Annotated in this window: 24 protein-coding genes and 1 riboswitch; of the genes, 15 read left to right on the top strand and 9 right to left on the bottom strand. The window is 64.1% G+C overall.

Features of this window, described 5'->3' with window-relative positions:
* Window positions 1–23 precede the first annotated feature (23 nt).
* From ACX80G_RS03615 to guaB1, 3 genes are all read right to left on the bottom strand, one after another.
* Window positions 24–1,118 carry a hemolysin family protein gene (locus ACX80G_RS03615; RefSeq protein WP_459305650.1) on the bottom strand — a complete coding sequence of 365 codons (1,095 nt, stop codon included), beginning with the start codon at window positions 1,116–1,118 and terminating at the stop codon, window positions 24–26.
* A complete protein-coding gene (locus ACX80G_RS03610; RefSeq protein WP_459305649.1) occupies window positions 1,115–2,461 on the bottom strand; it encodes a hemolysin family protein in 1,347 nt (448 codons plus the stop codon). The genes ACX80G_RS03615 and ACX80G_RS03610 overlap by 4 nt, the downstream gene beginning before the upstream one ends.
* A gap of 315 nt (window positions 2,462–2,776) precedes the next feature.
* Entirely contained in the window at window positions 2,777–4,240 is a 1,464-nt protein-coding gene (gene guaB1 / locus ACX80G_RS03605) for a GMP reductase (protein ID WP_459305648.1), read from the bottom strand.
* A gap of 195 nt (window positions 4,241–4,435) precedes the next feature.
* Here guaB1 and ACX80G_RS03600 point away from each other — a divergent pair, with 195 nt between their 5' ends.
* The 3 genes from ACX80G_RS03600 (at window position 4,436) to ACX80G_RS03590 (ending at window position 9,299) form a co-directional block, all read left to right on the top strand.
* Window positions 4,436–8,347: a multifunctional oxoglutarate decarboxylase/oxoglutarate dehydrogenase thiamine pyrophosphate-binding subunit/dihydrolipoyllysine-residue succinyltransferase subunit gene (locus tag ACX80G_RS03600; protein WP_459305646.1), complete on the top strand. Its 3,912-nt coding sequence runs from the start codon at window positions 4,436–4,438 to the stop codon at window positions 8,345–8,347.
* A 144-nt stretch (window positions 8,348–8,491) separates the two neighbouring features.
* On the top strand, window positions 8,492–9,091 hold the full coding sequence (locus ACX80G_RS03595) for a GDSL-type esterase/lipase family protein (RefSeq protein WP_459305645.1): 600 nt from the start codon (window positions 8,492–8,494) through the stop codon (window positions 9,089–9,091).
* A gap of 43 nt (window positions 9,092–9,134) precedes the next feature.
* Window positions 9,135–9,299, top strand: coding sequence for a hypothetical protein (locus tag ACX80G_RS03590; RefSeq protein WP_459305644.1), 165 nt, complete (start codon window positions 9,135–9,137; stop codon window positions 9,297–9,299).
* On the opposite strand, the gene ACX80G_RS03585 is transcribed toward ACX80G_RS03590, so the two are convergent.
* Window positions 9,296–10,282 carry a zinc-binding dehydrogenase gene (locus ACX80G_RS03585; protein ID WP_459305642.1) on the bottom strand — a complete coding sequence of 329 codons (987 nt, stop codon included), beginning with the start codon at window positions 10,280–10,282 and terminating at the stop codon, window positions 9,296–9,298. The two genes, ACX80G_RS03590 and ACX80G_RS03585, sit on opposite strands and share 4 nt — an antisense overlap.
* A 137-nt stretch (window positions 10,283–10,419) precedes the next feature.
* Here ACX80G_RS03585 and ACX80G_RS03580 point away from each other — a divergent pair, with 137 nt between their 5' ends.
* Complete coding sequence (locus ACX80G_RS03580; protein WP_116778527.1) at window positions 10,420–10,494, top strand: 50S ribosomal protein bL37; 75 nt, start codon at window positions 10,420–10,422, stop codon at window positions 10,492–10,494.
* 77 nt (window positions 10,495–10,571) lie between these two features.
* Here the strand turns inward: ACX80G_RS03580 and rsrA are convergent, their stop codons facing one another.
* Window positions 10,572–10,832 (bottom strand): mycothiol system anti-sigma-R factor, encoded by a 261-nt coding sequence (rsrA, locus tag ACX80G_RS03575; RefSeq protein ID WP_459305641.1) that lies wholly within the window; start codon window positions 10,830–10,832, stop codon window positions 10,572–10,574.
* Window positions 10,829–11,608, bottom strand: coding sequence for a sigma-70 family RNA polymerase sigma factor (locus ACX80G_RS03570; RefSeq protein WP_459305640.1), 780 nt, complete (start codon window positions 11,606–11,608; stop codon window positions 10,829–10,831). Before ACX80G_RS03570 ends, rsrA begins: the two co-directional genes overlap by 4 nt.
* 213 nt (window positions 11,609–11,821) lie before the next feature.
* Here ACX80G_RS03570 and ACX80G_RS03565 point away from each other — a divergent pair, with 213 nt between their 5' ends.
* From ACX80G_RS03565 to ACX80G_RS03520, 10 genes are all read left to right on the top strand, one after another.
* Window positions 11,822–12,400 (top strand): DoxX family protein, encoded by a 579-nt coding sequence (locus ACX80G_RS03565; RefSeq protein ID WP_459305638.1) that lies wholly within the window; start codon window positions 11,822–11,824, stop codon window positions 12,398–12,400.
* A gap of 16 nt (window positions 12,401–12,416) precedes the next feature.
* A complete protein-coding gene (aroA, locus tag ACX80G_RS03560) occupies window positions 12,417–13,748 on the top strand; it encodes a 3-phosphoshikimate 1-carboxyvinyltransferase (protein WP_459305636.1) in 1,332 nt (443 codons plus the stop codon).
* Between the two features lies 1 nt (window position 13,749).
* Window positions 13,750–14,883 (top strand): ribosome small subunit-dependent GTPase A, encoded by a 1,134-nt coding sequence (gene rsgA, locus ACX80G_RS03555; RefSeq protein ID WP_459305635.1) that lies wholly within the window; start codon window positions 13,750–13,752, stop codon window positions 14,881–14,883.
* A 101-nt stretch (window positions 14,884–14,984) separates the two neighbouring features.
* Window positions 14,985–15,188, top strand: coding sequence for a cold-shock protein (locus ACX80G_RS03550; RefSeq protein WP_019483099.1), 204 nt, complete (start codon window positions 14,985–14,987; stop codon window positions 15,186–15,188).
* Window positions 15,189–15,313: 125 nt separating this feature from the next.
* On the top strand, window positions 15,314–16,123 hold the full coding sequence (hisN, locus tag ACX80G_RS03545; RefSeq protein ID WP_459305634.1) for a histidinol-phosphatase: 810 nt from the start codon (window positions 15,314–15,316) through the stop codon (window positions 16,121–16,123).
* Between the two features lie 36 nt (window positions 16,124–16,159).
* A complete protein-coding gene (locus ACX80G_RS03540) occupies window positions 16,160–16,918 on the top strand; it encodes a class I SAM-dependent methyltransferase (protein WP_459305633.1) in 759 nt (252 codons plus the stop codon).
* Between the two features lie 49 nt (window positions 16,919–16,967).
* Complete coding sequence (locus tag ACX80G_RS03535) at window positions 16,968–17,876, top strand: metal ABC transporter substrate-binding protein (RefSeq protein ID WP_459305632.1); 909 nt, start codon at window positions 16,968–16,970, stop codon at window positions 17,874–17,876.
* The gene (locus ACX80G_RS03530; RefSeq protein ID WP_459305630.1) at window positions 17,873–18,685 is read left to right on the top strand and encodes a metal ABC transporter ATP-binding protein; all 813 of its coding nucleotides are present in this window, start codon (window positions 17,873–17,875) and stop codon (window positions 18,683–18,685) included. The genes ACX80G_RS03535 and ACX80G_RS03530 overlap by 4 nt, the downstream gene beginning before the upstream one ends.
* Window positions 18,686–18,694: 9 nt before the next feature.
* Entirely contained in the window at window positions 18,695–19,627 is a 933-nt protein-coding gene (locus ACX80G_RS03525; RefSeq protein ID WP_459305629.1) for a metal ABC transporter permease, read from the top strand.
* A gap of 19 nt (window positions 19,628–19,646) precedes the next feature.
* Complete coding sequence (locus ACX80G_RS03520) at window positions 19,647–20,369, top strand: metal-dependent transcriptional regulator (RefSeq protein ID WP_459305725.1); 723 nt, start codon at window positions 19,647–19,649, stop codon at window positions 20,367–20,369.
* Here ACX80G_RS03520 and ACX80G_RS03515 read toward each other — a convergent pair.
* Both ACX80G_RS03515 and ACX80G_RS03510 read right to left on the bottom strand, forming a co-directional pair.
* Window positions 20,366–20,767, bottom strand: coding sequence for a fluoride efflux transporter FluC (locus ACX80G_RS03515; RefSeq protein WP_459305628.1), 402 nt, complete (start codon window positions 20,765–20,767; stop codon window positions 20,366–20,368). The two genes, ACX80G_RS03520 and ACX80G_RS03515, sit on opposite strands and share 4 nt — an antisense overlap.
* Complete coding sequence (locus tag ACX80G_RS03510; protein ID WP_459305626.1) at window positions 20,764–21,255, bottom strand: fluoride efflux transporter FluC; 492 nt, start codon at window positions 21,253–21,255, stop codon at window positions 20,764–20,766. Before ACX80G_RS03510 ends, ACX80G_RS03515 begins: the two co-directional genes overlap by 4 nt.
* Before the next feature lie 22 nt (window positions 21,256–21,277).
* A riboswitch (Fluoride riboswitch) is annotated at window positions 21,278–21,350 on the bottom strand.
* 127 nt (window positions 21,351–21,477) lie between these two features.
* On the opposite strand from ACX80G_RS03510, the gene ACX80G_RS03505 reads away from it, so the two are divergent.
* Complete coding sequence (locus ACX80G_RS03505; RefSeq protein ID WP_459305625.1) at window positions 21,478–22,578, top strand: carboxylate-amine ligase; 1,101 nt, start codon at window positions 21,478–21,480, stop codon at window positions 22,576–22,578.
* Here the strand turns inward: ACX80G_RS03505 and ACX80G_RS03500 are convergent.
* Entirely contained in the window at window positions 22,575–23,066 is a 492-nt protein-coding gene (locus ACX80G_RS03500; protein ID WP_459305624.1) for a YdeI/OmpD-associated family protein, read from the bottom strand. The genes ACX80G_RS03505 and ACX80G_RS03500 overlap by 4 nt on opposite strands.
* Window positions 23,067–23,083: the final 17 nt, after the last annotated feature.

Here is a 23,083-nt window from a genome sequence, read left to right as displayed (position 1 = left end):
CGCATGTCGCGACGGATTGCCGGCTACCGGGAGCTGTGGTCCACTGCGACTGCTTCCACGCTGGTGCCGGTACGACGATGGCCCTGATTCTGCGTTGCATCCCGGATTTCACCGATCAGCTGCTCGATCACGTCCTCAAGAAACAGGACGCCGTGAGTTGCCCCGTCCGGACCGAGCACCCGAGCCAGGTGCGAACCGGTGCGTTGCATGGTGCTCAGAGCCGTCTCGATTTCGTCGTCAAGGTTCAGGTTCGCCAAGGTTCGCACCTTGTTCTCGGTGATCGGTTTGGAATACATCTCCTCCGAGATGGACATGATGTCCTTGAGGTGCATGTAACCGGTCAGGACGTCGTTCTCATCCATCAAGACAAAACGGGAGAAACCTGTCCGCCCCACTGCCTTCTCAAAGTCGGCGGGGGTGGAATTGGTACTGACGCTGACCAGCTCGCCAAGCGGCACCATGACAGTGCCGGCCGTCTGACCGGAGAACTCCAGGGCACCCGAGATCAATCCCGAGCCGTCGTCGACAAGCCCGTGGCGGGTGGACTCCTGCACGATCGACTGGACTTCCTCCAGGGTGAAGGATGAGGTCACCTCATCCTTCGGCTCCACCCGCATAGCTCGCAGGATATGGTTTGCCAACCAGTTCAGCGACCCAATAATGGGGTTCACTATCCGGGCAATCATCACCAGTGGTGGGGCCAGCAGTAGCGCAGCCTTATCGGCAACAGAGACCGAGATGTTCTTCGGGACCATTTCGCCGAAGGTCACGTGTAGGAAGGTCACGATCAGCAAAGCGATCGCAAACGCAATGATGTCAGCCGGCCCCGCGGGGATACCCACCGATTCCAGCGGCACCACGAGCAGGTGATGGATGGCCGGCTCGGCCACCTGGAGGATCAGCAGCGAGCAGACGGTGATGCCCAACTGCGCACAGGCGAGCATCAGGGAGACATGCTCCATCGCCCACAGTGTGGTTTTAGCCCGCTTCGAGCCTTCGTCAGCCAGAGGTTCAATCTGGCTGCGCCGCGCCGACATGATCGCAAATTCGGCGCCCACAAAGAAGGCATTGCCAATCAGCAGAACAATCAGCCAGACAATTCCAGCCCAGTCGCTCATCGCTGACCTTCCATCGCGGCGGGTGTGACTCCGCCAGTCTCATCAATCGGCTGCATGGGGATAAAGCTGACCCGGTCGATCCGTCGACCGTCCATGCGCTCCACCTCGAGGACGCCACCGGGCACGTCAACCCGGTCGCCAGGGGTAGCAATCCGACCCAGCTGGGCCATGATGTACCCGGCTACCGTTTCGTAGCCGGCTTCATCAGGCACCGAGAGGTGCGGAATCTGGTCGGTGACCTCGTCGGGCCGCATCAGACCAGGGAAGAACCAGTTACCAGAGGCGCTCTGCAGCACCCCCGGCTTCAGCTTGTCGTGCTCATCGGCAACCTCGCCGACAATTTCTTCGACCAGGTCCTCAAGGGTGACGACGCCGGCCGTTCCGCCGTACTCGTCGAGCACAACTGCCAGCTGAAGGTTTGCCTCGCGCAGTTCCGCCAGCAGAGAGTCCAGGTGGACCGTCTCCGGAACGCGCAGGACTTCGGTCATGATGGTGCCGGCCGGAAGACCCACACGCTTGCTGCGCGGCACAGCCACCGCTTTCTTGACGTGGACTACGCCACGAATATCATCGGGTGAATCGGCGATCAGCGGGAACCGGGAGAATCCGGTCCGTCGGGCTAGGTCGACGACGTCTGCGACGCTTTGATCCGATTCGATGGTTTCCATCCTGATCCGTGGAGTCATCACATCGGCGGCGGTCCGCTCGGAGAAACTGAAAGTCCGTGCCAGGAAGTTGGCCGTGCCGGCGTCCAGAGTACCCATCTCAGCCGATCGGCGAACCAGAGAAGAGAGCTCCGAGGGAGTCCGCGCACCGGAAATCTCCTCCTTGGCCTCCAACCCAAACAGATTCAGCACGCGGTTGGAGAAGCCGTTCAACACGATGATCGCCGGTTTGAAGACTCCCGTGAAGATCAGTTGTGGACGCGCGAGTAGCTTGCCGATCTTGAACGGGAGGGCGATGGCGAGGTTTTTCGGCACCAGTTCGCCGATGAGCATTGAGAGCAGGGTGGCGAGGGTCATCGCAATGACAAGCGATACCGTCCCGAGGATCGCATCAGGGATGCCGAGCGCTGTCAACGGACCCTGGATCAGGCGACCAACCGACGGCTCCATGACATAGCCGGTCAGCAGGGTAGTAAGAGTGATGCCGAGCTGGCAGCTCGAGAGCTGCGTCGACAGGGATTTCAGGCACTTGAGCAGGGGCACTGCGCCCTTGTCTCCATTGTCGACGGCACGCTGAACGTAGGTTTGGTCCAAAGCAACGAGGGAGAACTCAACGGCGACGAAGAATCCGGTGCCGAGGACCAGGAGGACACCCGCTATCAGGAAGTAGATTTCCATCCGGCACTCACCGCCGTCCGGGCACTACGATCCTGGTCGCGGGACAAGCGACGCGAATAACCGGGTAACCCCGATCTAGAAGGCTCCGATAGCGGTTCGGCTGAGCGAACACCCGAAACGCGTGACCCGCTGGCGTCCGGTTCGACGGGGCTCATGACTGGTGCGAGGAGATGATGGGCACTGGTGCGGGGTCTGCCGGCGCACGTCGACCGTGCCGCGGAAACCCGCTGCGCACGCATCGAAGGCCGGCCCCTAGAGGAACTGTCCATAAGACCTCCAGTTTACATCAGGGACCCGCGCACACCAGCTTCGCTGCTACCAGCTTTGCGGAAGTGGCCTGCCCTCTTCGTAGCCGGCGGCCGACTGCACACCCACCACCGCGTTCTCTCTGAACTCGGCGAGGCTCCGCGCCCCGGCATAGGTCATCGAGCTGCGCACACCAGCGGTAATCAGGTCCAGTAGGTCCTCCACCCCGGGGCGGGCCGGGTCAAGGTACATTTTCGACGTCGAGATGCCTTCCTCGAACAACCCCTTCCGGGCTCGTGCGAAGACGTCGTCGCCCAGCGTCCGGTTCTGGACCGCCCGGGCCGAGGCCATGCCGAAGCTCTCCTTATATTGTCTTCCGCTGCTGTCCGTCTGCAGGTCCCCGGGGCTCTCATAGGTTCCGGCGAACCAGGATCCGATCATCACCTGGCTGGCGCCAGCCGCCAGCGCCAACGCCACATCGCGGGGGTACCGCACTCCGCCGTCGGCCCAGACCTGCGCCCCGAGTTCGCGCGCCGCCTCCGAGCACTCCCGTACCGCCGAAAACTGGGGCCTCCCCACCGCGGTCATCATGCGGGTGGTGCACATGGCACCGGGCCCGACGCCGACCTTGACGATGGAGGCGCCCGCCGCCACCAAATCACGGACACCGCCGGCGCTCACCACGTTACCCGCCACGATGGGCACCGGACGGGATACCCCGTTGGCGACCGCACGGACAACCTTCAACGCGTCGAGCATTTTCCGCTGGTGCCCGTGGGCGGTGTCGACCACCAAAACGTCCACCCCGGCGTCCAACAACTCGACAGCCTTGGCTTCGACGTCGCCGTTGATGCCCATTGCCGCCGCAACCCGGAGCGACCCATTGAGGTCAAGGGCCGGCCGATAAATCGTCGATCGGAGGGCACCCTTGCGGGTCAGCACCCCCAGCAGTTCACCAGCGTGGGAGACGGGGGCGAGACTGGTGCTTGCGGCGTCCAATTCCTCGAAGGCACGCTGCAGTCCGGCGTCGACATCACCGACGAACCGGGACGATTCGAAGGTGACGAAACTGGTGCGCATCACCGATTCCAGGGAGGCAAACCGGTCAACCCCCTCACAGTCTGACGACCGGACAATCCCGATGCAGCTGTTCTGTTCATCAACCACCATCACTGCGCCGTGGGACCGTTTATTGATCAGGTGCAGCGCGTCGATCACCGTGTTCCCTGGCTGCAGCTTGAGCGGGGTCTCGTACACGGCATGCCGGCTCTTCACCCAGTGCGTTACCTCAGCGATCACCCCGGAGGGGATGTCCTGCGGCAGGACAGCAAGACCACCCCGGCGGGCCACCGTCTCCGCCATGCGCCGCCCGGTCACGGCCGTCATGTTGGCCACGACCAAAGGGATGGTCGTCCCGGTCAGATCGTCGCTGGAAAGGTCCACATCGAAACGGGAGACCACCTCCGACGCGGACGGGACCAAAAACACGTCCGAATAGGTGAGATCGGTGGCCGGCTGATTGATAAAACGCATGGTGTTGCTCCTGGATTGGCTTCCTGAAAAGTCTAGGTGCTTCCCTGACACTTAGGACATTTAAGGGATTGGCTTGTTACCCGCGACTGTCATTAGACTGGCAGCGGGTCTGTATACAGTTTTGTTTCGCGTTGAACACCGCTGCAGACTTTCCACACCGGGCTCAGGGCAACTTACGGAAGAGGCGTATTACTAGTGCCAGAACAACCGAACCACCGCCTACCTGAAGAATTCGGTGGAAACGAGTGGCTTGTCGATGAGCTGTACGAGCAGTTCCAGCGGGACCGGAATTCCGTTGACAAGAAATGGTGGAAGCTGTTCGATTCATTCACGGCAGAGGACTCTGAGGCCGAAAACGGCCGCCACACCGCACCGCGCTCCGCCGTGCAGAACGACACCAGCGGCGTCCACAACAGCAGCGGCGAGCTTGGCCACAACCCGGCCACCCGCGAACTCCCCGTAGTCAACACTGAAGCGAGCGCCCCCAAGTCCTCCGGCGAGTCCCCTGCCAGCTTTGAGGAGTCGGCAAAGCCGCCGGTTCCCAAGGAGACGCACTCCCCGGCTGCCATTGAGGCGGAGGACAACGCTGATCGGGCCCTGGAGAAGGCAGCCCAGGAAAAAGCCGAGAACCCCGCGGCCAAACCGTCAGACAACGCCAAAACCGAGAAGCCGTCGGCGACGCCGATACCCGCCCAGCTTCCCAAGTCCGACCGCAGCACCGACATGGACGAAGACACGGTCAAGGTCCTTCGTGGGCCAGCCAAGGCGATCGCCACCAACATGGACGCCAGCCTGACGGTTCCCACCGCCACTAGTGTTCGCGCGATTCCCGCGAAGCTTCTGATTGATAACCGTGTGGTCATTAACAACCATCTAGCCCGTTCCCGCGGCGGAAAAGTGTCGTTTACCCATCTGATCGGCTACGCCATCATTCGTGCGCTGGCCCAGTTCCCCTCGCAGAACGTCTATTACGACGTCGTCGACGGCAAGCCCTCCGCAGTCCAGCCCGCACACGTCAACTTCGGTCTCGCCATTGACATGCCGAAACCTGACGGATCCCGCCTGCTGGTGGTCCCGAACATCAAGATGGCCGAAACGATGAACTTCTCGGACTTCTGGCATGCGTATGAGGATCTGGTCAAGAAGGCACGCGGCGGCAAGCTCGGCGCCGACGACTATGCGGGCACCACGGTCTCGCTGACCAACCCGGGCGGAATCGGTACCGTCCACTCGGTGCCACGCCTGTCCAAGGGCCAGGCCTGCATCATCGGTGCCGGCGCCCTCGAGTACCCGGCCGAGTTCCAGGGCTCCAGCGAGAAAACCCTGGCGCAGCACGCGATCAGCAAGACCATCACGCTGACCTCCACCTACGACCACCGCGTCATCCAGGGTGCGGGCAGTGGAGAGTTCCTGCGGATCATCCACCAGCTGCTGCTCGGTGAGCAAGGCTTCTACGACGAGATCTTCGAAGCCCTCCGGATTCCTTACGAGCCGGTCCGGTGGAGCGCGGACATTCAGGTCGACCCGATGGACGAGATCAACAAGGTCGCCCGCATCCAGCAACTGATCCATGCGTACCGGGTTCGCGGCCACCTGATGGCCGACACGAACCCGCTTGAATACGTACAGCGCAAGCACGCCGACCTCGATGTGCGGACCCACGGCCTCACCCTGTGGGATCTGGACCGTGAGTGGCCCACCGGCGGGTTCGGCGGCAAGCCGATGCTGAAGTTCCGCACCATCCTCGGCGTTCTGCGCGACGCCTACTGCCGCACCACCGGCATCGAATACATGCACATCCAGGACCCTGAGGAGCGACAGTGGTTCCAGGACGAACTGGAGCACTCCTACTCCAAGCCCAGCCGCGAGGAGCAGATGCGCGTCCTGCACCAGCTCAACGCTGCTGAAGCATTCGAGACGTTCCTCCAGACCAAGTTCGTGGGGCAGAAGCGTTTCTCCCTTGAGGGTGGCGAGTCGCTCATCCCGCTGCTTGATTCGATCATCTCCAACGCCGCCGACGACGGCCTCGACGAAGTGGCCATTGGGATGGCGCACCGGGGCCGCCTGAACGTGCTGACGAACATTGCCGGGAAAACCTACGGCCAGGTCTTCCGCGAATTCGAGGGCACTCAGGACCCACGCTCGGTCCAGGGTTCGGGTGATGTGAAGTACCACCTCGGCACCGAGGGCACGTTCACGTCCGAGAGCGGCAACGAGACCAAGATTTACCTCGCAGCCAACCCCTCCCACCTGGAGGCGGTGGATTCGGTGCTGGAAGGCATCGTCAGGGCCAAACAGGACCGGCTTGACATGGGCGACGCGTTCCCTGTCCTCCCCGTCCAGATCCACGGCGATGCGGCCTTCGCAGGCCAGGGTGTTGTCGCAGAGACGCTGAACCTCTCCCAGCTCAGGGGCTATCGGACCGGCGGCACCATCCACATCATCGTGAACAACCAGGTGGGGTTCACCACCTCCCCCACGTCGTCGCGGTCCTCGGTGTACTCCACCGATGTGGCGAAGATGGTGCAGGCGCCGATCTTCCACGTCAATGGCGACGACCCGGAGGCAGTGGTCCGCGTGGGCCAGCTCGCCTACCAGTTCCGGCAGAAGTTCAACAAGGACGTTGTAATCGACATGGTGTGCTACCGCCGTCGTGGGCACAACGAGGGCGACGATCCGTCGATGACCCAGCCCATGATGTACAACCTCATCGAGGCGAAACGCTCAGTGCGCAAGCTTTACACCGAAGCTCTGATCGGTCGTGGTGACATCAGCCAGGATGAGGCGGAGCAGGCGCTGCGGGACTACCAGGAGCGCCTGGAGCGGGTCTTCGCTGAGACGCATGCCGCCCAGACATCGCCCATCCCGATCGTCACCAAGGACGCTGCAGCGGTATCGGACATCGAGCGTCCCATGTCGCAGCAGTCCGATACCGGCGTGGGTGTTCCGGCGAGCACAGCAATCACTCCTGAGACCCTCGCCCACATCGGCAAGGTCCACACCGCAATCCCCGAAAACTTCACTGTGCACCCGAAGCTGAAGGCCCTGCTCGACAAGCGCGAACAGATGTCTCGCGAGGGCGGTATCGACTGGGGTTTCGGCGAGCTGGTAGCGTTCGGGTCTCTCCTGATGGAGGGTGTTCCGGTCCGGCTGGCGGGCCAGGACTCCCGCCGGGGAACCTTCGTGCAGCGGCACGCGGTGTTCCACGACCGGGCGACCGGCGAAGAATGGTTGCCGCTTGACGACCTCAGCGAAGCGCAGGCAAGGTTCTGGATCTATGATTCGCTGCTGTCGGAATACGCAGCGATGGGCTTCGAATACGGCTACTCGGTGGAACGTCCTGACGCGCTGGTCCTGTGGGAAGCGCAGTTCGGTGACTTCGTCAACGGTGCCCAGACCATCATCGACGAGTTCATCAGCTCTGCCGAGCAGAAGTGGGGCCAGCGGTCGTCGCTGGTGCTGATGCTGCCGCACGGCTACGAGGGGCAGGGTCCTGACCACTCGTCGGCCCGCATTGAACGCTTCCTGCAGATGTGCGCCGAGGACAACATGGTGGTGGCCAACCCGACTACCGCTGCGTCCCACTTCCACCTCCTGCGCCGCCAGGCGTACACCAGGCCGCGCAAGCCGCTGATCGTTTTCACTCCGAAGCAACTGCTCCGGCTGAAGGCTGCGGCTAGCTCGGTTGAGGACTTTACCACCGGCACCTTCCTTCCGGTGATCCCGGACAAGCAGGAAGCCAACGCCAGCGACGTCGATCATGTGATCCTCGTGTCCGGACGCCTGTACTACGATCTGCTGGCCTCACGTCAGAAGACCGATGACCAGAAGACTGCGATTATCAGGGTGGAGCAACTCGCACCCCTTCCAGTTGAGGCGATCAAGGCAGCCGTCGGCACGTACCCGAACGCTGACCTTGTATGGGCTCAGGACGAACCAGCGAACCAGGGACCTTGGCCGTTTATTGGCTTGAACCTTCCTGAACATCTCGACCGGACGCTGCGGCTGGCATCCCGTCCAGCCTCTGCGTCGACTGCGACCGGTTCGGCCAAGCGCCACGCCGTGGAGCAGGAGATCCTGGTGAAGAAGGCATTCGAACGCAGGTAGCACCTGTCGGGCTGGCAGGTACGTATGATGTTGGGTGGGGTGCCGGCGCACCCCACCCACTAGTTTTTTTGAGCTAGGTCCGAACCTCGGATCTTAGTGGCTAAACGAATGGCAAAATAATGAGCGGACAAAGGTAACCAACCAGTGGAACAACGCAGAATCCGGCTCGCAGCCGTAGGTGACGAACTGCTAGCAGGCCTTGGCGATCCCCGCGCGCTTGGCTGGTTTGGCCGTGTCCTCGCCCGGACCGCCCCCGACGGTGTGGCGCTGCAAGCCTTCACCCTGGCGGCGCCCACAGAGGGCACCGAGGCACTCGCCAACCGGTGGCTACAGGAAAGCGGGCGGCGGTTTGGTGAGGGATTCGAAAACAGGCTGGTGATTGGTCTGTCTGACCGGGACCTCGACCTCGATCTCTCAACAGCGCGCAGCCGGCTCAACCTCGCCAACATTCTCGACGGCGCGGCCCACATGAGCATCAAGGTTCTGGTGGTGGGGCCTCCCCCAGGGCTCGACGCCGAACGGAACCGCAGGCTCGCCGACCTCTCGGCAGCCTTCGCCGACGTCACCACGCGCCGGAAGCACGTCTATGTTGACACGTTCACTCCTCTGCAGGCCCATGAACAATGGCGCAGCGACCTCGCAGCCAATGGCGGCGGCCCGGGCCAGGCCGGCTATGGTCTGATGGCCTGGTTGGTCCTCCATCGCGGCTGGTTCCAATGGCTGGAAGTCCCCGCGCCCGAGTAACACCGCTATCCAGCTAAACGACTATGAAACGGACACTGCAGACATGAAGACCACCCCCATGAAAAAAGTTTCAGCCGCCGCCTTCCTCCTCACCGCCTTCTTCCTCGTAGGCTGCGACACTACGAATGGCGAGGACCAGAACCAGGAACAGCAGCAGGAAGACGGTGACCAGGAGGACGGCGAGTCGGAAGACGGCGACGACGATTAGCCCGCAGCCCCGGGTTGGTGTCTGAAGACGATCTTCCCGAATACTTCCCCGTTGAGCATCTTCCGGAAACCCTTTTCGGCCTGATCGAGGGCGAACACCTCATCGATTGTGGGCCGCACGCCGGTGGCAACGAGGAACCGGGTGAGCCTGATCAGTTCCTCACGGGTGCCCATGGTGGAGCCCAGGACTCTCAGTTGCAGGAAGAACACCCGGTTCAGGTCGGCGCTGGGAGCCGGGCCGCTGGTGGCACCGCAGGTCACCACCGCCCCGCCAGGCTTCAACGACTTTAGTGAGTGTGCCCAGGTGGCGTCGCCCACCGAATCAAAGACGACGTCGACCCGCTCCGGCAGGCGCGCTCCGACGTCGAACACGGCAGCGGCGCCCAGGTCCAGCGCACGTTCCTGCTTGGCCGTACTCCGGCTGGTCGCCCAGACCCGGAAACCGGCTGCGCTGGCCATCGCGATGAGGGCGGTAGCGACACCTCCGCCCGCCCCCTGCACCAGGACGGTGGATCCGGGGGCGGCGGGTGAGACGGTGAACAGCATCCGGTACGCGGTCAACCAGGAGGTGGGCAGGCACGCCGCCTCCTCGAAGCTCAACTCGGGGGGCTTGGGAACGAGGTTGCGCTCTGGCACCCACACGACGTCGGCCATGGCGCCCGGCAGCTTCTCGGACAGTAGGGTGCGCCGGGGGTCGAGGGTTTCGTCCCCCTCCCAGCCGGGGCTGGAAATGACTCCATGCACCAGGACCTCATTGCCGTCGTCGTCCACACCCGCGGCGTCGCAGCCGAGGATCATCGGCAGCTTGTCCGCGCCGAGGCCCACCCCCTTGAGGGACCACAGATCATGGTGGTTCAGAGCGGAGGCCCGGACGGTGACCCGACGGTATCCGTCGGGCGGGTCGCTGGCAGCCAGGTCACCAATAACCAGACCGTTCAGGGGGTCCTCTGCGGAAAACGAGTCAACGTATACAGCGCGGGTCACGTGGTACTCCTTCAGTTCGGGTCCTTCCATCCTAGGACCGAAGGCCCGGGCCGGAACATCGGCGGTTTAGGGGCAGCCCGCCGAAGTGTGGGAGACTGGATGGCAGATCAAAATACTTTAGAAGCAAGGAGGCAGCCATGAGCAAGCGAGCACGCAAGAAGCGCGACCGCAAGAAGGGTGGCGCTAACCACGGTAAGCGCCCCAACGCCTGAGCAGTCGGGCTAGCAGCAAGAAGGGAGCCCCCGCAGCCGATCATCGGCTGCGGGGGCTCCCTTCTTTGTTCCGAGCGTCAGTGCTCGGCGGTTTTGAGCTGGCTGATCCGGTCCAGGATACTGGTCTTCAGGGTGGCTGGTGCCACCTCGGTGCAGGACCGCTTCACCACCGAACGGATGACACACTCAAGGTCGTGCTCCTCGGCGCAGTCGGGGCAATCCTCCAGGTGGTTCTTGATCTCCACGAGGTCGTCATGCGATAAGGCCCCATCGAGGTAGTCATACAGGCGCTCGATCCGGGAATCGGCGCAGTCGCCAAGGCTCTGGCAATCGCTCATTTTCCACTCTCCTGTGTCTTTGCCGCGCCACTGCCCGCCGCCACCTTCGCGACACCCAGGCCGCGATCATGAGCGTATTCGGCCAGCAGTTCCCGCAACAGCTTGCGCCCCCGGTGCAGCCGCGACATGACCGTGCCAATCGGCGTGTTCATAATCTCCGATATTTCTTTGTACGCGTACCCCTCCACATCGGAGAAGTACACGGCCAGCCGGAACTCTTCCGGGATGGCCTGCAGCGCCTGCTTGACGTCCGAATCGGGGAGATGGTCCAGCGCTTCCACCTCGGCCGACCGCAGGCCGGTGGGAGTGTGCTCAGCTGCTTTGGCAAGCTGCCAGTCCTCGATCGTGTCAGAGTGAGACTGCAACGGCTCCCGCTGACGCTTCCGGTACAGGTTGATATACGTGTTGGTGAGGATGCGGTACAGCCAGGCCTTCAGATTGGTGCCGGGCTTGTACTGGTGGAACGCCGAGAACGCCTTGGTGTAGGCCTCCTGCACCAGGTCCTCGGCATCAGCCGGGTTGCGTGCCATCCTCATGGCAGCCGAGTACAGCTGATCCACATACTGCATGGCATCGCGCTCGAAGCGGACTTTGCGATCCGCATCCGATTCAGTTGACACATCCAGCTGATCGTCTTCGACTGGGGCACTGCCTGCCGCGGCTGTTGTATTCATTGAGGAAAAGTCTACGCGCCCGGCTCCCGCTGGCCGCACTGGTGTTACCCTCAGCTGGAAATCGGGCGTCTTACTGACTGTTGGGGCTGTTGCCGTCATCATCCGCCTCTCCGTCGTTCACGTGGTTGGTCGTTCTATTCGCTGTCTGATGTGCATAACCGATGGCCTAGTCCGGTTATTCCGACCAAGGGTGCGGGATAACGCCTCTGGCACGACACTTTGAGGCCGCATCCCAGTTACCCATGTCGCCTTACCAAATTAAAAGTGCAAAACTAGGACTCAGGTTCCCAATCAATCCACAGCCAGGAGGCAATCATGACCCTTGTTCGCGTACTAGCCCGCCCAATGCTCGCCAGTTCGTTCGTGGTAGCCGGGATCGACCGGCTGCGGAACGCCGAGGCCGCTGGCACCCAGCTCCGTCCTACCCTCGACCGCATCAACAGGGCGGTTCCCTCGGCGGCATCGGTAACAGCTAACGAGAAGGTCGTCGCACAGGCGCTCGGGGCGGCGCAGGTTGGCGCTGCAGCTTTACTCGGGATCGGGCGTTTCTCCCGGTTGGCGGCCCTCGTGCTGGTCGGCACGGCTGGCCTTAACACCCTTGTCGACTTCAAGTCGGCCGACTCGTCCACTGCTGAGGCACGGAAGAGCCGACGGAACCAGCTTCTGAAGAACGTGTCACTGATCGGCGCCGTACTGTTGGCCTCCGTGGACACCAACGGGCGACCAGGTCTCGCCTGGCGCGCCGAGCACTTCGCCTCCGACGCGAAGCGCAATGCCAAGGCCTTCAGCCACGACACCCGCAAGAGCACGAAGACCATTGCGCGGGACACCGAGAAGCAGCTGAAGAAGGCCAACAAGTCGGTTCGCAAGACTGCCTCCGACCTGGTGGGCTAGCACCACAGTGACCCCCATGGAACTGTCGCATTGGCGGGCACCCCGCGCGACCTCGCCGGTCGATGCGACAGTCCAGGTACCCGGCTCGAAGTCACTGACCAACCGGTTCCTGATTCTTGCCGCACTGGCCGACGGTCCGTCGCGGCTGAGGGCGCCACTGATCTCCCGTGATTCGGTCCTGATGGTCAACGCGCTCAGGGCCTTGGGCGCCGACTGCACCGAGGTTGCCGGGGATGGCGCGTTCGGCCCTGACCTGCTGGTGACGCCCGTCGACTTCGCCGTAGCCAATGACACGTCAATTGACTGTGGGCTGGCGGGCACCGTGATGCGGTTCGTCCCGCCGCTCGCCGCCCTGCGGCGGGGAACCACATCCTTCGACGGCGACCCCCACGCCCGGCAGCGACCGATGGGCGCTGTGCTCCAGGCGCTCCGCGGACTCGGGATCATCGTCGACGACGACGGCGAGCCGCTGTTGCCCTTCTCGGTCACCGGTACCGGGGTCATCCCCGGCGGCAGGCTGGTCGTCGATGCGAGCGCCTCTTCGCAGTTTGTCTCCGCCCTGCTGCTGGTCGGTGCGCGCTTCACCAAAGGACTCCACCTCGAACATGTGGGACCCCCGGTTCCCAGCCTCGACCACATCGCCATGACGGTGAAGGTCCTGCGGGAGGTGGGGGTTGAGGTTGATGACTCTGTCCCCAACCAATGGAAGGTGTCCCCCGGACCCATCAGCGCCTTCGACGTGCGGATCGAACAGGATCTCTCCAACGCCGGACCGTTCCTCGCCGCGGCGCTGGTCACTGCGGGCACCGTGCGAATCCCCAACTGGCCGATGGGCACCACCCAGGTGGGCGACCAGTGGCGACAGATCCTGACGACACTCGGCGCCGATGTGAACCTTACCGGAGGCACCCTGACGGTGACTGGCGGCTCCCGCATCCGGGGTGCCGCGATCGCCGATACCAGCGAACTGGCCCCGACAGTCGCGGCCCTCTGCGCGCTGGCTGACTCGCCGTCGGTCCTCACCGGCATCGCCCACCTGCGCGGCCACGAAACCGATCGCCTGAAAGCACTCGCCACCGAAATCAACCGGCTGGGCGGTGACGTGACCGAGACCGCCGACGGGTTAGCCATCAGGCCTGCGCCACTGCACGACGGACTCTTCAGGACTTATGAGGACCACCGGATGGCGACGGCGGGCGCCATCCTCGGCCTCGCTGTGTCGGGGGTGGAGGTCGAGAACATCGGCACCACCGCCAAGACCATGCCGCAGTTCCCTGACCTGTGGGCCGATCTCGCCGCGACCGGCCACCCACTGACTGGCCAGACCGACCCCTCCAACGGGTGCTGACGTGGCCACTGGAGGCAACCGTGGAGGGTCCAGGTCGTGGGACGAATCAGATATCAGGGTCCGGCCCAACAAGAAGGGCACCCGGCCCCGCACCAAGGAACGGCCCGCCTACGACGACGCCGTCACCGGCAGGATCGTTACGGTCGACCGTGGGCGCTACACAGCAGTCGTCGACGAGGACGCCCTAGACGAGCGGATCGTCATTGCCGCCCGGGCCCGGGAGCTACGCCGGACTCCGGTGGTCGCCGGTGACCTGGTGGCCCTGGTGGGCGACCTCTCCGGAGGGCCGGACGCCCTGGCACGCCTGGTCCGGGTGGAGGAGCGCCGAACCCTGCTGCGTCGCAGCGCCGACGACACCGATCCGGTGGAGCGCGCAGTGGTCGCCAACGCCGACCAGCTGGTCATCGTCGTGGCGGCAGCCAACCCGGAACCAAGGACAGGATTCATCGACCGGGCGCTGGTAGCGGCCTACGACGCTGGCATCCAGCCGATCCTCTGCGTCACCAAGTCTGATCTGCGGGACCCCACCGAGCTGCTCGATAACTACCGACACCTGGACCTGCCGGTCATCATCAGCCGGACCGCTACCGATGCCGACGGGATCGACAGCACCTCGGATGACGGACTGTCCGCCCGGCTCCTCGGCGATGCAGTGAGTCAGCTGCGGTCCCACCTCGATGGCAAGGTCAGTGTGCTGCTGGGCCACTCGGGGGTGGGAAAGTCCACAATGGTCAACGCGCTGACCGGGTCCAACCGTGCCACCGGCGGGGTCAACGCCGTGACCGGGCGCGGGCGGCACACGTCGTCGTCGGCGGTCGCCTTGAAGGCAGGAGATTCCCTGCCAGGAACGTGGATCATCGATACCCCCGGGATTCGCTCGTTCGGCCTCGCCCATGTTGATCCTGACCGGATTCTTCAGGCGTTCCCAGACCTTGAGCCCGGCACCGCCGATTGTGCGCGAGGCTGCCGGCATGACCGGCTCGCGGTGAAGTGCGGCCTGGACCCCTGGGTGCGGGACGGATCGGCAGGGGTCTCGGGTCCTGTCAGGCTCGCCTCCCTACGGCGGTTGCTGGGTGCCAGCGCCCCCGAACCCAAGGGAAATACCCAGGAAGCCAAACAGCTCGGCGAACAGTAGACCTGATACGCTTTAAGGAGTTGCAGTGTTGCGCCTCAAGCTGACATCGCAACGAGAACCCCGAAGCACGGGGGGATTCTCACACACAAGGAATAAGAAAAATGGCAACAGGTACAGTCAAATGGTTCAACGCTGAAAAGGGCTTTGGATTCATTGCTCCTGACGACGGCGGCGCGGACGTATTCGCCCACTTCTCGGCAATCAACTCCAGCGGATTCCGCGCGCTCGAAGAAAACCAGAAGGTCAACTTCGAGACCACGCAGGGCCCCAAGGGACCGCAGGCAGAGAACATCACCGTTATCTGACAACCCCTCAACGTAGCCCGTCCCACTGGACGGCTCCCCGCAGGACACCGAAGCGGCCCACCGCCGTCGGTGTCCTGCGGTGTTTAATCCCGCACTATGGCGACGTTAGGCGATAGGTTGAAGGTATGAACCACCGCCAAAGTTATAACGATGATCTGCGCCTTGCCCACGTCATGGCCGATTCTGTCGACGACCAGACCATGTCGCGATTCAAGGCCCTTGATCTGGTGGTGGAAACCAAGCCTGACCTCACGCCTGTCACCGACGCCGACAAGGCAGCCGAAGAGTCAATTCGGGGCCAACTCTCCCGCGCCCGCCCGCGCGACGCGGTCCTCGGCGAAGAGTTCGGCAGCAGCGGCGCTGGCTCACGCCGCTGGATCATCGACCCCATCGACGGCACCAAAAGCTTTGTGCGAGGCGTCCCGGTCTGGGCCACCCTGATTTCCCTCGTTGACGAGGGGCAGCCGGTTGTCGGTTTGGTCAGCGCCCCCGCCCTGGGTAAACGCTGGTGGGCGGCCACCGGTACCGGCGCCTACATGGGTAAATCGCTGGCCGCAGCAACCCGGCTCAAGGTGTCAAACGTGTCGCGGCTTGAGGATGCCTCGCTGTCCTATTCAAGCCTGTCGGGTTGGAAGGAACGCGGCAACCTGCCGGAATTCCTTACCCTGACGGACGCGGTTTGGCGCAGCCGGGCGTACGGCGACTTCTGGTCCTACTGCCTGGTCGCAGAGGGCGCCGTCGACATCGCCTGCGAACCCGAGCTGAACCTCTATGACATGGCGGCGCTGGTGCCGATCATCACCGAGGCCGGCGGACGCTTCACCTCCCTTGAGGGCGCTGACGGCCCCTTCGGCGGCAACGCGCTGGCCACCAACAGCACGTTGCACAACGATGTGCTGCAAATCCTCAACCCTGATGTGGACGACCTGCTCTAGACGCAGGCCGCCCCGGCCTGCGAAGGAGACCACACCATGCCCCACGGCGGCCCGCGTCTGCACGCCTCCCGGCGGATCCACCTTGCCGGCGGCTACCTCGACGGCGGTGAGCAATACGACAGGGTCCGGCCCGGCTACCCGGCAGCTAGCGTCGACTGGGTCCTGACGGCAGGAGCCCTGACCGCGGCCGACGTCGGTGCCGGCACCGGGCTCTTTACCGCGGAGTTGGTGGCGCGCGGACTGGACGTCACCGGCGTCGACCCCTCACGCGACATGCTTGACGTGCTGCGGACCAAGCTCCCCCAGGTGACCACCGTGGTGGGTACTGCCGAGGCGACCGGGCTGGCCACGGCGTCGGTCCAACTGGTCACGATTGCCCAGGCCTGGCACTGGCTCGATCCAGCGGCGGCGGCCAGCGAGGCGGCCCGCATCCTCGTTCCAGGCGGCCGCATTGCGCTGCTCTGGAATCAGCTGGATGTCTCGCTCTCATGGGTGCACCGGCTCAGCCGGATCATGCACGCCGGGGATGTCTACAAGCCCGATCATCAGCCGACCATCGGCGAGGACTTCGAGCTACCCGAACATCTGGCTACCCGCTGGACGCAGACGTTGAGCACGGCGGACATCGTGGAACTGGCGAAATCCAGGAGCTACTATCGGCGTGCCAGCCCCGTGATTCGCGCGAAGGTGGAAGCCAACCTCGACTGGTACCTCCACGAACATCTGGGATTCACCCCGGAGGCAGCGGTGGAATTGCCGTACTTTACCCATGTCTGGCGGGCGTCCAGGGTGTGACCACCTCGCAGCCCTACCTTTTAGGCCCCCCTTTGCGCTAGGTTTAGGTATGCCGAAATTCTCGATCCCGCTCGCTACGCTGACGGTTTTGGTCCTTGCCGGTTGCGGGGCCAGCCCGGCAGCGCTGGCCAGGCCTGCCGACAACGATGACCGACCCGTGGTCCTGACCACCTTCAGTGTGCTCGCTGACCTCACCGACCAGGTGGGTGGAGGACGGGTACGGGTCGAGTCCATCACCAAGATCGGCGCCGAAATCCACGGTTACGACCCCACCCCGTCCGACCTGGTCAACGCGCAGGACGCCGACCTGATTCTCGACAACGGACTGGGGCTGGAGCGGTGGTTCGAGCGCTTCGTCCTCTCGGTCGACGCCCCCCACGTTGTCCTCTCACAAGGGGTGGAGCCAGTCGATATCCGTTCCGGCGCATACCGGGGCCTGCCCAACCCCCACGCCTGGATGTCACCCGCCGCCGCGCAGGTCTATGTCGACAACATCGTGGCGGCGCTGACTGAACTCAGCCCGGCGCACGCCGCCGAATTCGAGGCCAACGGTCTCCGCATCAAAGCCGAATTGCAGGCCATGCTGGATGACCTGCGGGCAGCCTTCACCGATGCGTCCACGCCCGCCCTGGTCACCTGTGAGGGAGCCTTTTCCTACCTGGCGCGGGACGCCGGACTCGACGAGGCGTTTATCTGGCCGGTCAACTCGGACGCCGAGGGAACTCCCCGCCAGATCAGGGAAGTGATCAGCTTCGTCGAAGCCAACCACGTTCCTGCAGTATTCTGCGAGTCGACGGTCAACCCGTCCGCCCAGGAACAGGTGGCGTTGGCCACGGGCGCCGACCTGACCGGTCCGCTGTATGTCGATTCGCTCTCCGGCCCGGCCGGTCCGGTACCCACCTTCCTCGATCTCCTCCGGTACGACATCGCCATGATTACTGATGGGCTCACCTCATGACCTCCTTCGCTCCCCCACACCCCACGTCCACGGACGCCGGCCCCGTCGCAGCAATCTCCGTCGCCGGGCTCACCGTCAGTTACAACGAGGTGATGGCGCTGACCGATGTCAACCTGACCCTGGCGAGGGCGCGGATCTGCGGCCTGATCGGGGTCAACGGTTCGGGCAAGTCGACGCTCTTCAAATGCCTGATGGGGCTGGTCCAGCCACAGGCCGGTGCCGTGGCGATCTTCGGTAAGGACCACCGCACCGCCCGGCGCAGCAACCTGGTGGCCTATGTTCCCCAATCCGAGGACGTTGACTGGACCTTCCCGCTATCGGTGAGCGACGTCGTTCTGATGGGCCGCTACGGCAGGATGCCGCAGTCCCGCCGTGCCAATCGGGCCGACCGTGACGCCGTCGACGAGGCGCTGGAACGGGTTGGGCTGAGCCAGCAACGCCACCGCCAGATCGGCGAGCTGTCCGGCGGGCAGAAGAAGCGGGCCTTCGTGGCTCGCAGCATTGCCCAGGACGCTCAACTCCTGCTCCTCGACGAACCGTTTGCCGGCGTCGACAAGACCAGCGAGGCAACCCTGATCGACCTGCTCCGGGAGCTGAGGGACGAGGGACGGACGGCGCTGATTTCCACGCACGACCTCGCAGGCATCCCGGAACTGTGCGACGAAGCGGTGCTGCTGCACAACCGAGTCCTCGCCCACGGGCTACCCGAGGACGTCCTGACACATGACAAGCTGGCACTGGCGTTCGGCCCGACGCCGGCCGCCGTACCGTCCAGCGTTCCCCTGGGACAAGCAGCGAACGAACGCTAGGACAACGTTATGGACCTTCTCACCTTCATCATCGAACCGCTCCAATACGGCTTCCTGACCCGGGCCCTGATCGTCACTGTGTGCGCGGCGGTGGTCGCCTCCGTGCTGTCCTGCTGGCTGATCCTGATGGGGTGGTCACTGATGGGCGACGCCGTTTCACACGCGGTGCTGCCCGGCGTCGCCCTTGCCTACATTATCGGCATCCCGTTCTCCATCGGCGCTTTCGTCTTCGGTGCAGGTGCTGTGGCCTTGATTGGGCTGGTGAAATCGACCACTAAGCTCAAATCGGACACCGTCATTGGGGTGGTGTTCACCGGCTTGTTTGCCGTCGGACTGGCCATCGTATCCCGAACGCCATCCCAGGTGGACCTGATGCACATTCTGTTCGGAAACGTCCTGGGCGTCACCAATGGGGAGTTGTGGCAGGTGGTCATTCTGGGTGTCCTGACGCTCGCCATCCTGCTCTACAAACGCCGCGACCTCACCCTCTTCGCCTTCGACCGGACCCACGCGCATGTGATCGGGCTCAATACCCGGCTGCTGTCGGCCCTGTTGCTGGGCCTGCTGGCGCTGAGCGTCGTCGTCGGCCTGCAGGCGGTGGGGATCATCCTGGTGGTCGCCATGCTCATTACCCCCGGGGCGACGGCCTTCCTGCTGACCCGCAGTTTTGATCGGATGCTGATCCTCGCCGCGGCCATCACCGCCGTCGCCTCGGTGGCAGGAATCTATGCCAGCTATTACCTGGACATCTCGACCGGCGCCGCAGTGGTACTCTCCCAGTCGCTCGTTTTCGTCCTGGTTTACCTGTTCGCGCGGCGAACTGGCGTCCTGTGGCAGGTGGGCAACCGGCGCCGCCTCCGGCGCACCATGGCCCTGACCGCCAGACCGTTAACGGCTGTCCGCCCTCTACCGGCCAGCCACCAGCCATTCGGTGGTGCCTGAGGTGGTACGCCGGTCAGCTATCGCCCTCAGCGCGGGATCGTCGAGCGTCCAGGACTATGTCAAGGGCATCTACTCCTTCACCGAATGGCAGGAACGGCCGATCACCGCCTCGCAGCTGGCGTCCCGGCTGTCGGTAGCCAACTCCTCGGTCTCGGAGATGGTCCGCAAACTCATGGATCTGGGCCTCGCCCGGCACGAACCGTACGGCGCGGTTGAGCTGACCGACGACGGGCTGCATCTTGCCCTGGCGATGGTGCGCCGTCACCGTCTCCTGGAGACGTTTCTGGTACGCGAGCTCGGGTACCGGTGGGACGAGGTCCACGACGAGGCCGAGCTGCTGGAGCACACGGTGTCCGACACCTTTATTGAGCGGCTGGACCGGAAACTCGGCTATCCGTCCCGTGACCCGCACGGGGATCCGATCCCCACCGCGGACGGGAAAATTACTGTGCCGAGCGCTCATCCCCTGCGGGAGCTCGACGACGGGCACCGGGGCCGCATCACCCGGATCAGCGACGCAAATCCTGAGTTGCTCAGATTCCTCGCTGCGGAAGCCATCGACCTCGACGCTCCGGTACAGGTTCTGGAACGCAAACCTTTTGGGGGTCCCCTGGTGGTGAGGGTTGGCGATTCCAGCAGCGCCAGGACCTTCGACTTCGGTGAAGAACTGACCGCTGCGCTGTGGATCGAAACCCATGAGGCCCATGCAGGCTGCCGCCTGCGCGAAGCCTCCGGGCGCTAGCCACCCGCCAGGCCGGCGCCCACCAGGACGGCGCCGGCAGCGATACCTGCCGCCGCGGCGATCAGGGCGAGCACCGCCGTTCCGATGGCGTGGACCAATCCACGTCCTACCCGCCCGCTCCGGATCAGCCTCACCGTGTCGACACTGGCTGTGCTGAAGGTAGTGAACCCGCCCAGGAACCCGACACCGGCGGCGAGCTCTAGCTCCAGAGACACCCCGCCGCCCAGGGCCAACCCGGTGAGGAGCCCCATGAACCCGGAACCCACCACGTTGATGGTCACCGTCCCCCAAGGAATGGCCGTGGCAAACCGCGCCCGCACCACGCCGTCGAGTACGAAGCGGGTCACCGCACCGAGCCCACCCGCCGCACCGATCAGCAGGACCACCAGGACGCTCACCGGCCGGCCTTTCCAGTGGTAGACCCCCGATTGGCTTGGCGGCGGGTCAGTGCTGCGGCTAGTCCGATCCCCGCGAAGCTCAGCAGGATTCCCCCCAGGAGGCTGGCTGCCACGTACCCGGCCGCCGGCCAGTAGTCACCCTCGGTTCCCAGCCCGATCGTTTCGATCGCGAAGGTGCTGTAGGTGGTGAATCCCCCCAGAAACCCTGTGCCCGCCAGCAGCCGCACCATGCGGCGTTTCCCCTGGTCCGGTCCGGTGCGCAGCAGGGACTCCAGGAGCAACCCCAGCAGAAACGAACCGCTCAGGTTGATCAGCAGGGTAGGGAGTGGCCAGCCCTGCGGAGCGGGAAGGAGCCCCTCCAGCCAGAACCGACTGAGTGTTCCGCCCATTCCACCAACGAAGACCAGGGCAATGAGGGTTAGGCGATGGTGTGGTTGAGGTGCGGCAGGGTCGGCTGACCGTTCGCCCAGTCTGTGCCGACGGATCACAACGCTCTGCCCCTATCGGGTGTCAAAGGAAGGAACCATCAGCCCTGCGTGGCGGTTCGGGCAATACCCCGGCGGGATCCATCGCCGTAGCCTTGACTATATCGGATCTGTACCGGGAGCCCCCGAAAAGTCACAGTATTAGCCGTCGGCAATTCGGGGGTGCAATGATCACTACCAGCACCGCATGCTCCGCGCCCGCACCCATCTAGGCAAAGGTTCCACATGACAACGCTGGGGATCGAAGAAGAGTACCTCCTGCTGGACCCGCTGTCCGGGTTGCCGGTCTATCAGGCGAATGAGGTGCAGGCCCTCTTGGAGCAATCACCCACCATCGAGGCCGACGACGTTCAGCGCGAACTCCTCAGCTGCCAGATCGAGACTGCCACCCCAGTGTGTTCAACCCTGACCGAAGCGGAAGAATCCCTGCTCCACTTCCGACGACGCATCTCGGCAGCGGCGCGGAAGGCGGGGGTGCGGGCCAGCGGTTCAGCGACGGCGCCCCGGATTGAATCCGCCTACCCGACGCTGACCGATCATCAGCGCTATCACGAGCTGAAGGCCAGCGCCAGCGGGATCGTGGCGGATCAGTTTGTGAATGGCCTGCACGTTCATGTCGCGATCCCCGACCGGGAGACCGGTGTGCAGGCATTGAACCGGATCCGGCCGTGGCTTCCGATGATCATAGCGCTCAGCAGCAATTCACCGTTCTGGTTGGACCGGGACAGCGGCTTCGCGAGTTGGCGGGTGGTGCATTACCGCAGGTGGCCGGTGCAGGGGTGCCCGCCGGTCTTCGCCGATGCCGCCGACTACGAACGCCGCATTGAACGTCTCGTGGGCACCGGCGTCATCATCGACCGCGGTGTTTTGACCTGGATGGCGCGGCTGTCCGATGCCTATCCCACGCTGGAGGTGCGGGCCGGCGACGCCCAGCTCGAAGCCCAGGATTCGGTCCTTCTCGCTGCCCTGGTCAGAGGTCTGGTGTCCACAGCTGTCCGCGAGGCCAAGGCCGGCTTGCCGTTCCTCAACCCGGACCCCGAACTGCTGGACGCCGCCATGTGGCAGGCGGCCCGGCACGGACTGGCCGCCTGCCTGGTTGAGCTGGAGACCGGTAACCTGCTGCCGGCCCGTGAGGTGATGGACCGGCTACTGTTCTACACGGCGGCCGCAGTGGAAGCCGAAGGTGATACCGAGTGGATTGCCGCGGGCCTGGCAACGGTCTGGGAGCGGGGCACCGGTGCCGAACGCCAGCGCCGGGCCATGGCGGACGGCGGCATGGCCTCCCTCCTGGATCTCTACAGCACAACGCTGACCGCCGAACGCTAACCCGGTTTCTGGTTTGCCCGGCCCTCCGCCAGCCGCTGCAGCGTCCTGGCGATCCGCGCGTCCCGGGTGGCAGGACGCTTCGCGGAGGCGATCCACAGCGCGTATTCGCGCTGGCGCGAGTACGCGAGAGCCCTGAACCGGTCCACTGCACCGCCCGCCACCAGTGCCGCCGCCACATCATCGGCGAGTTCCACCACCCGCTCGCTGGTGTCCAGGGTAAGCGACACACGCACCGTGTCGCCGGCGGCTTTACCGATCTGTGCCTGGACGTCGGACCGGACCAACAGCAGGTGATCGTCGCCGTGGGTGACCAGCGAACCCCGGTATCCGACGCCGTCGAACGTGGCACGGACCGGGACCCGCCCGCCTGCACCAAATGTTTCCGGCACGCTGTACGGAAAGGTGACGAACGACGCCGCACCAATCACGGCTGAGTGCTGGATGACTGCGTCGAACTCGATGGGGCCGGGATCTTGATAATGGGCCATCCCTGAAGCTTAGCTAA

The sequence above is a fragment of the Arthrobacter glycogeni genome (assembly GCF_054510815.1).
The sequence above is the reverse complement of the archived record's forward strand: the minus strand, read 5'-3'. Positions and strand labels throughout refer to the sequence as shown.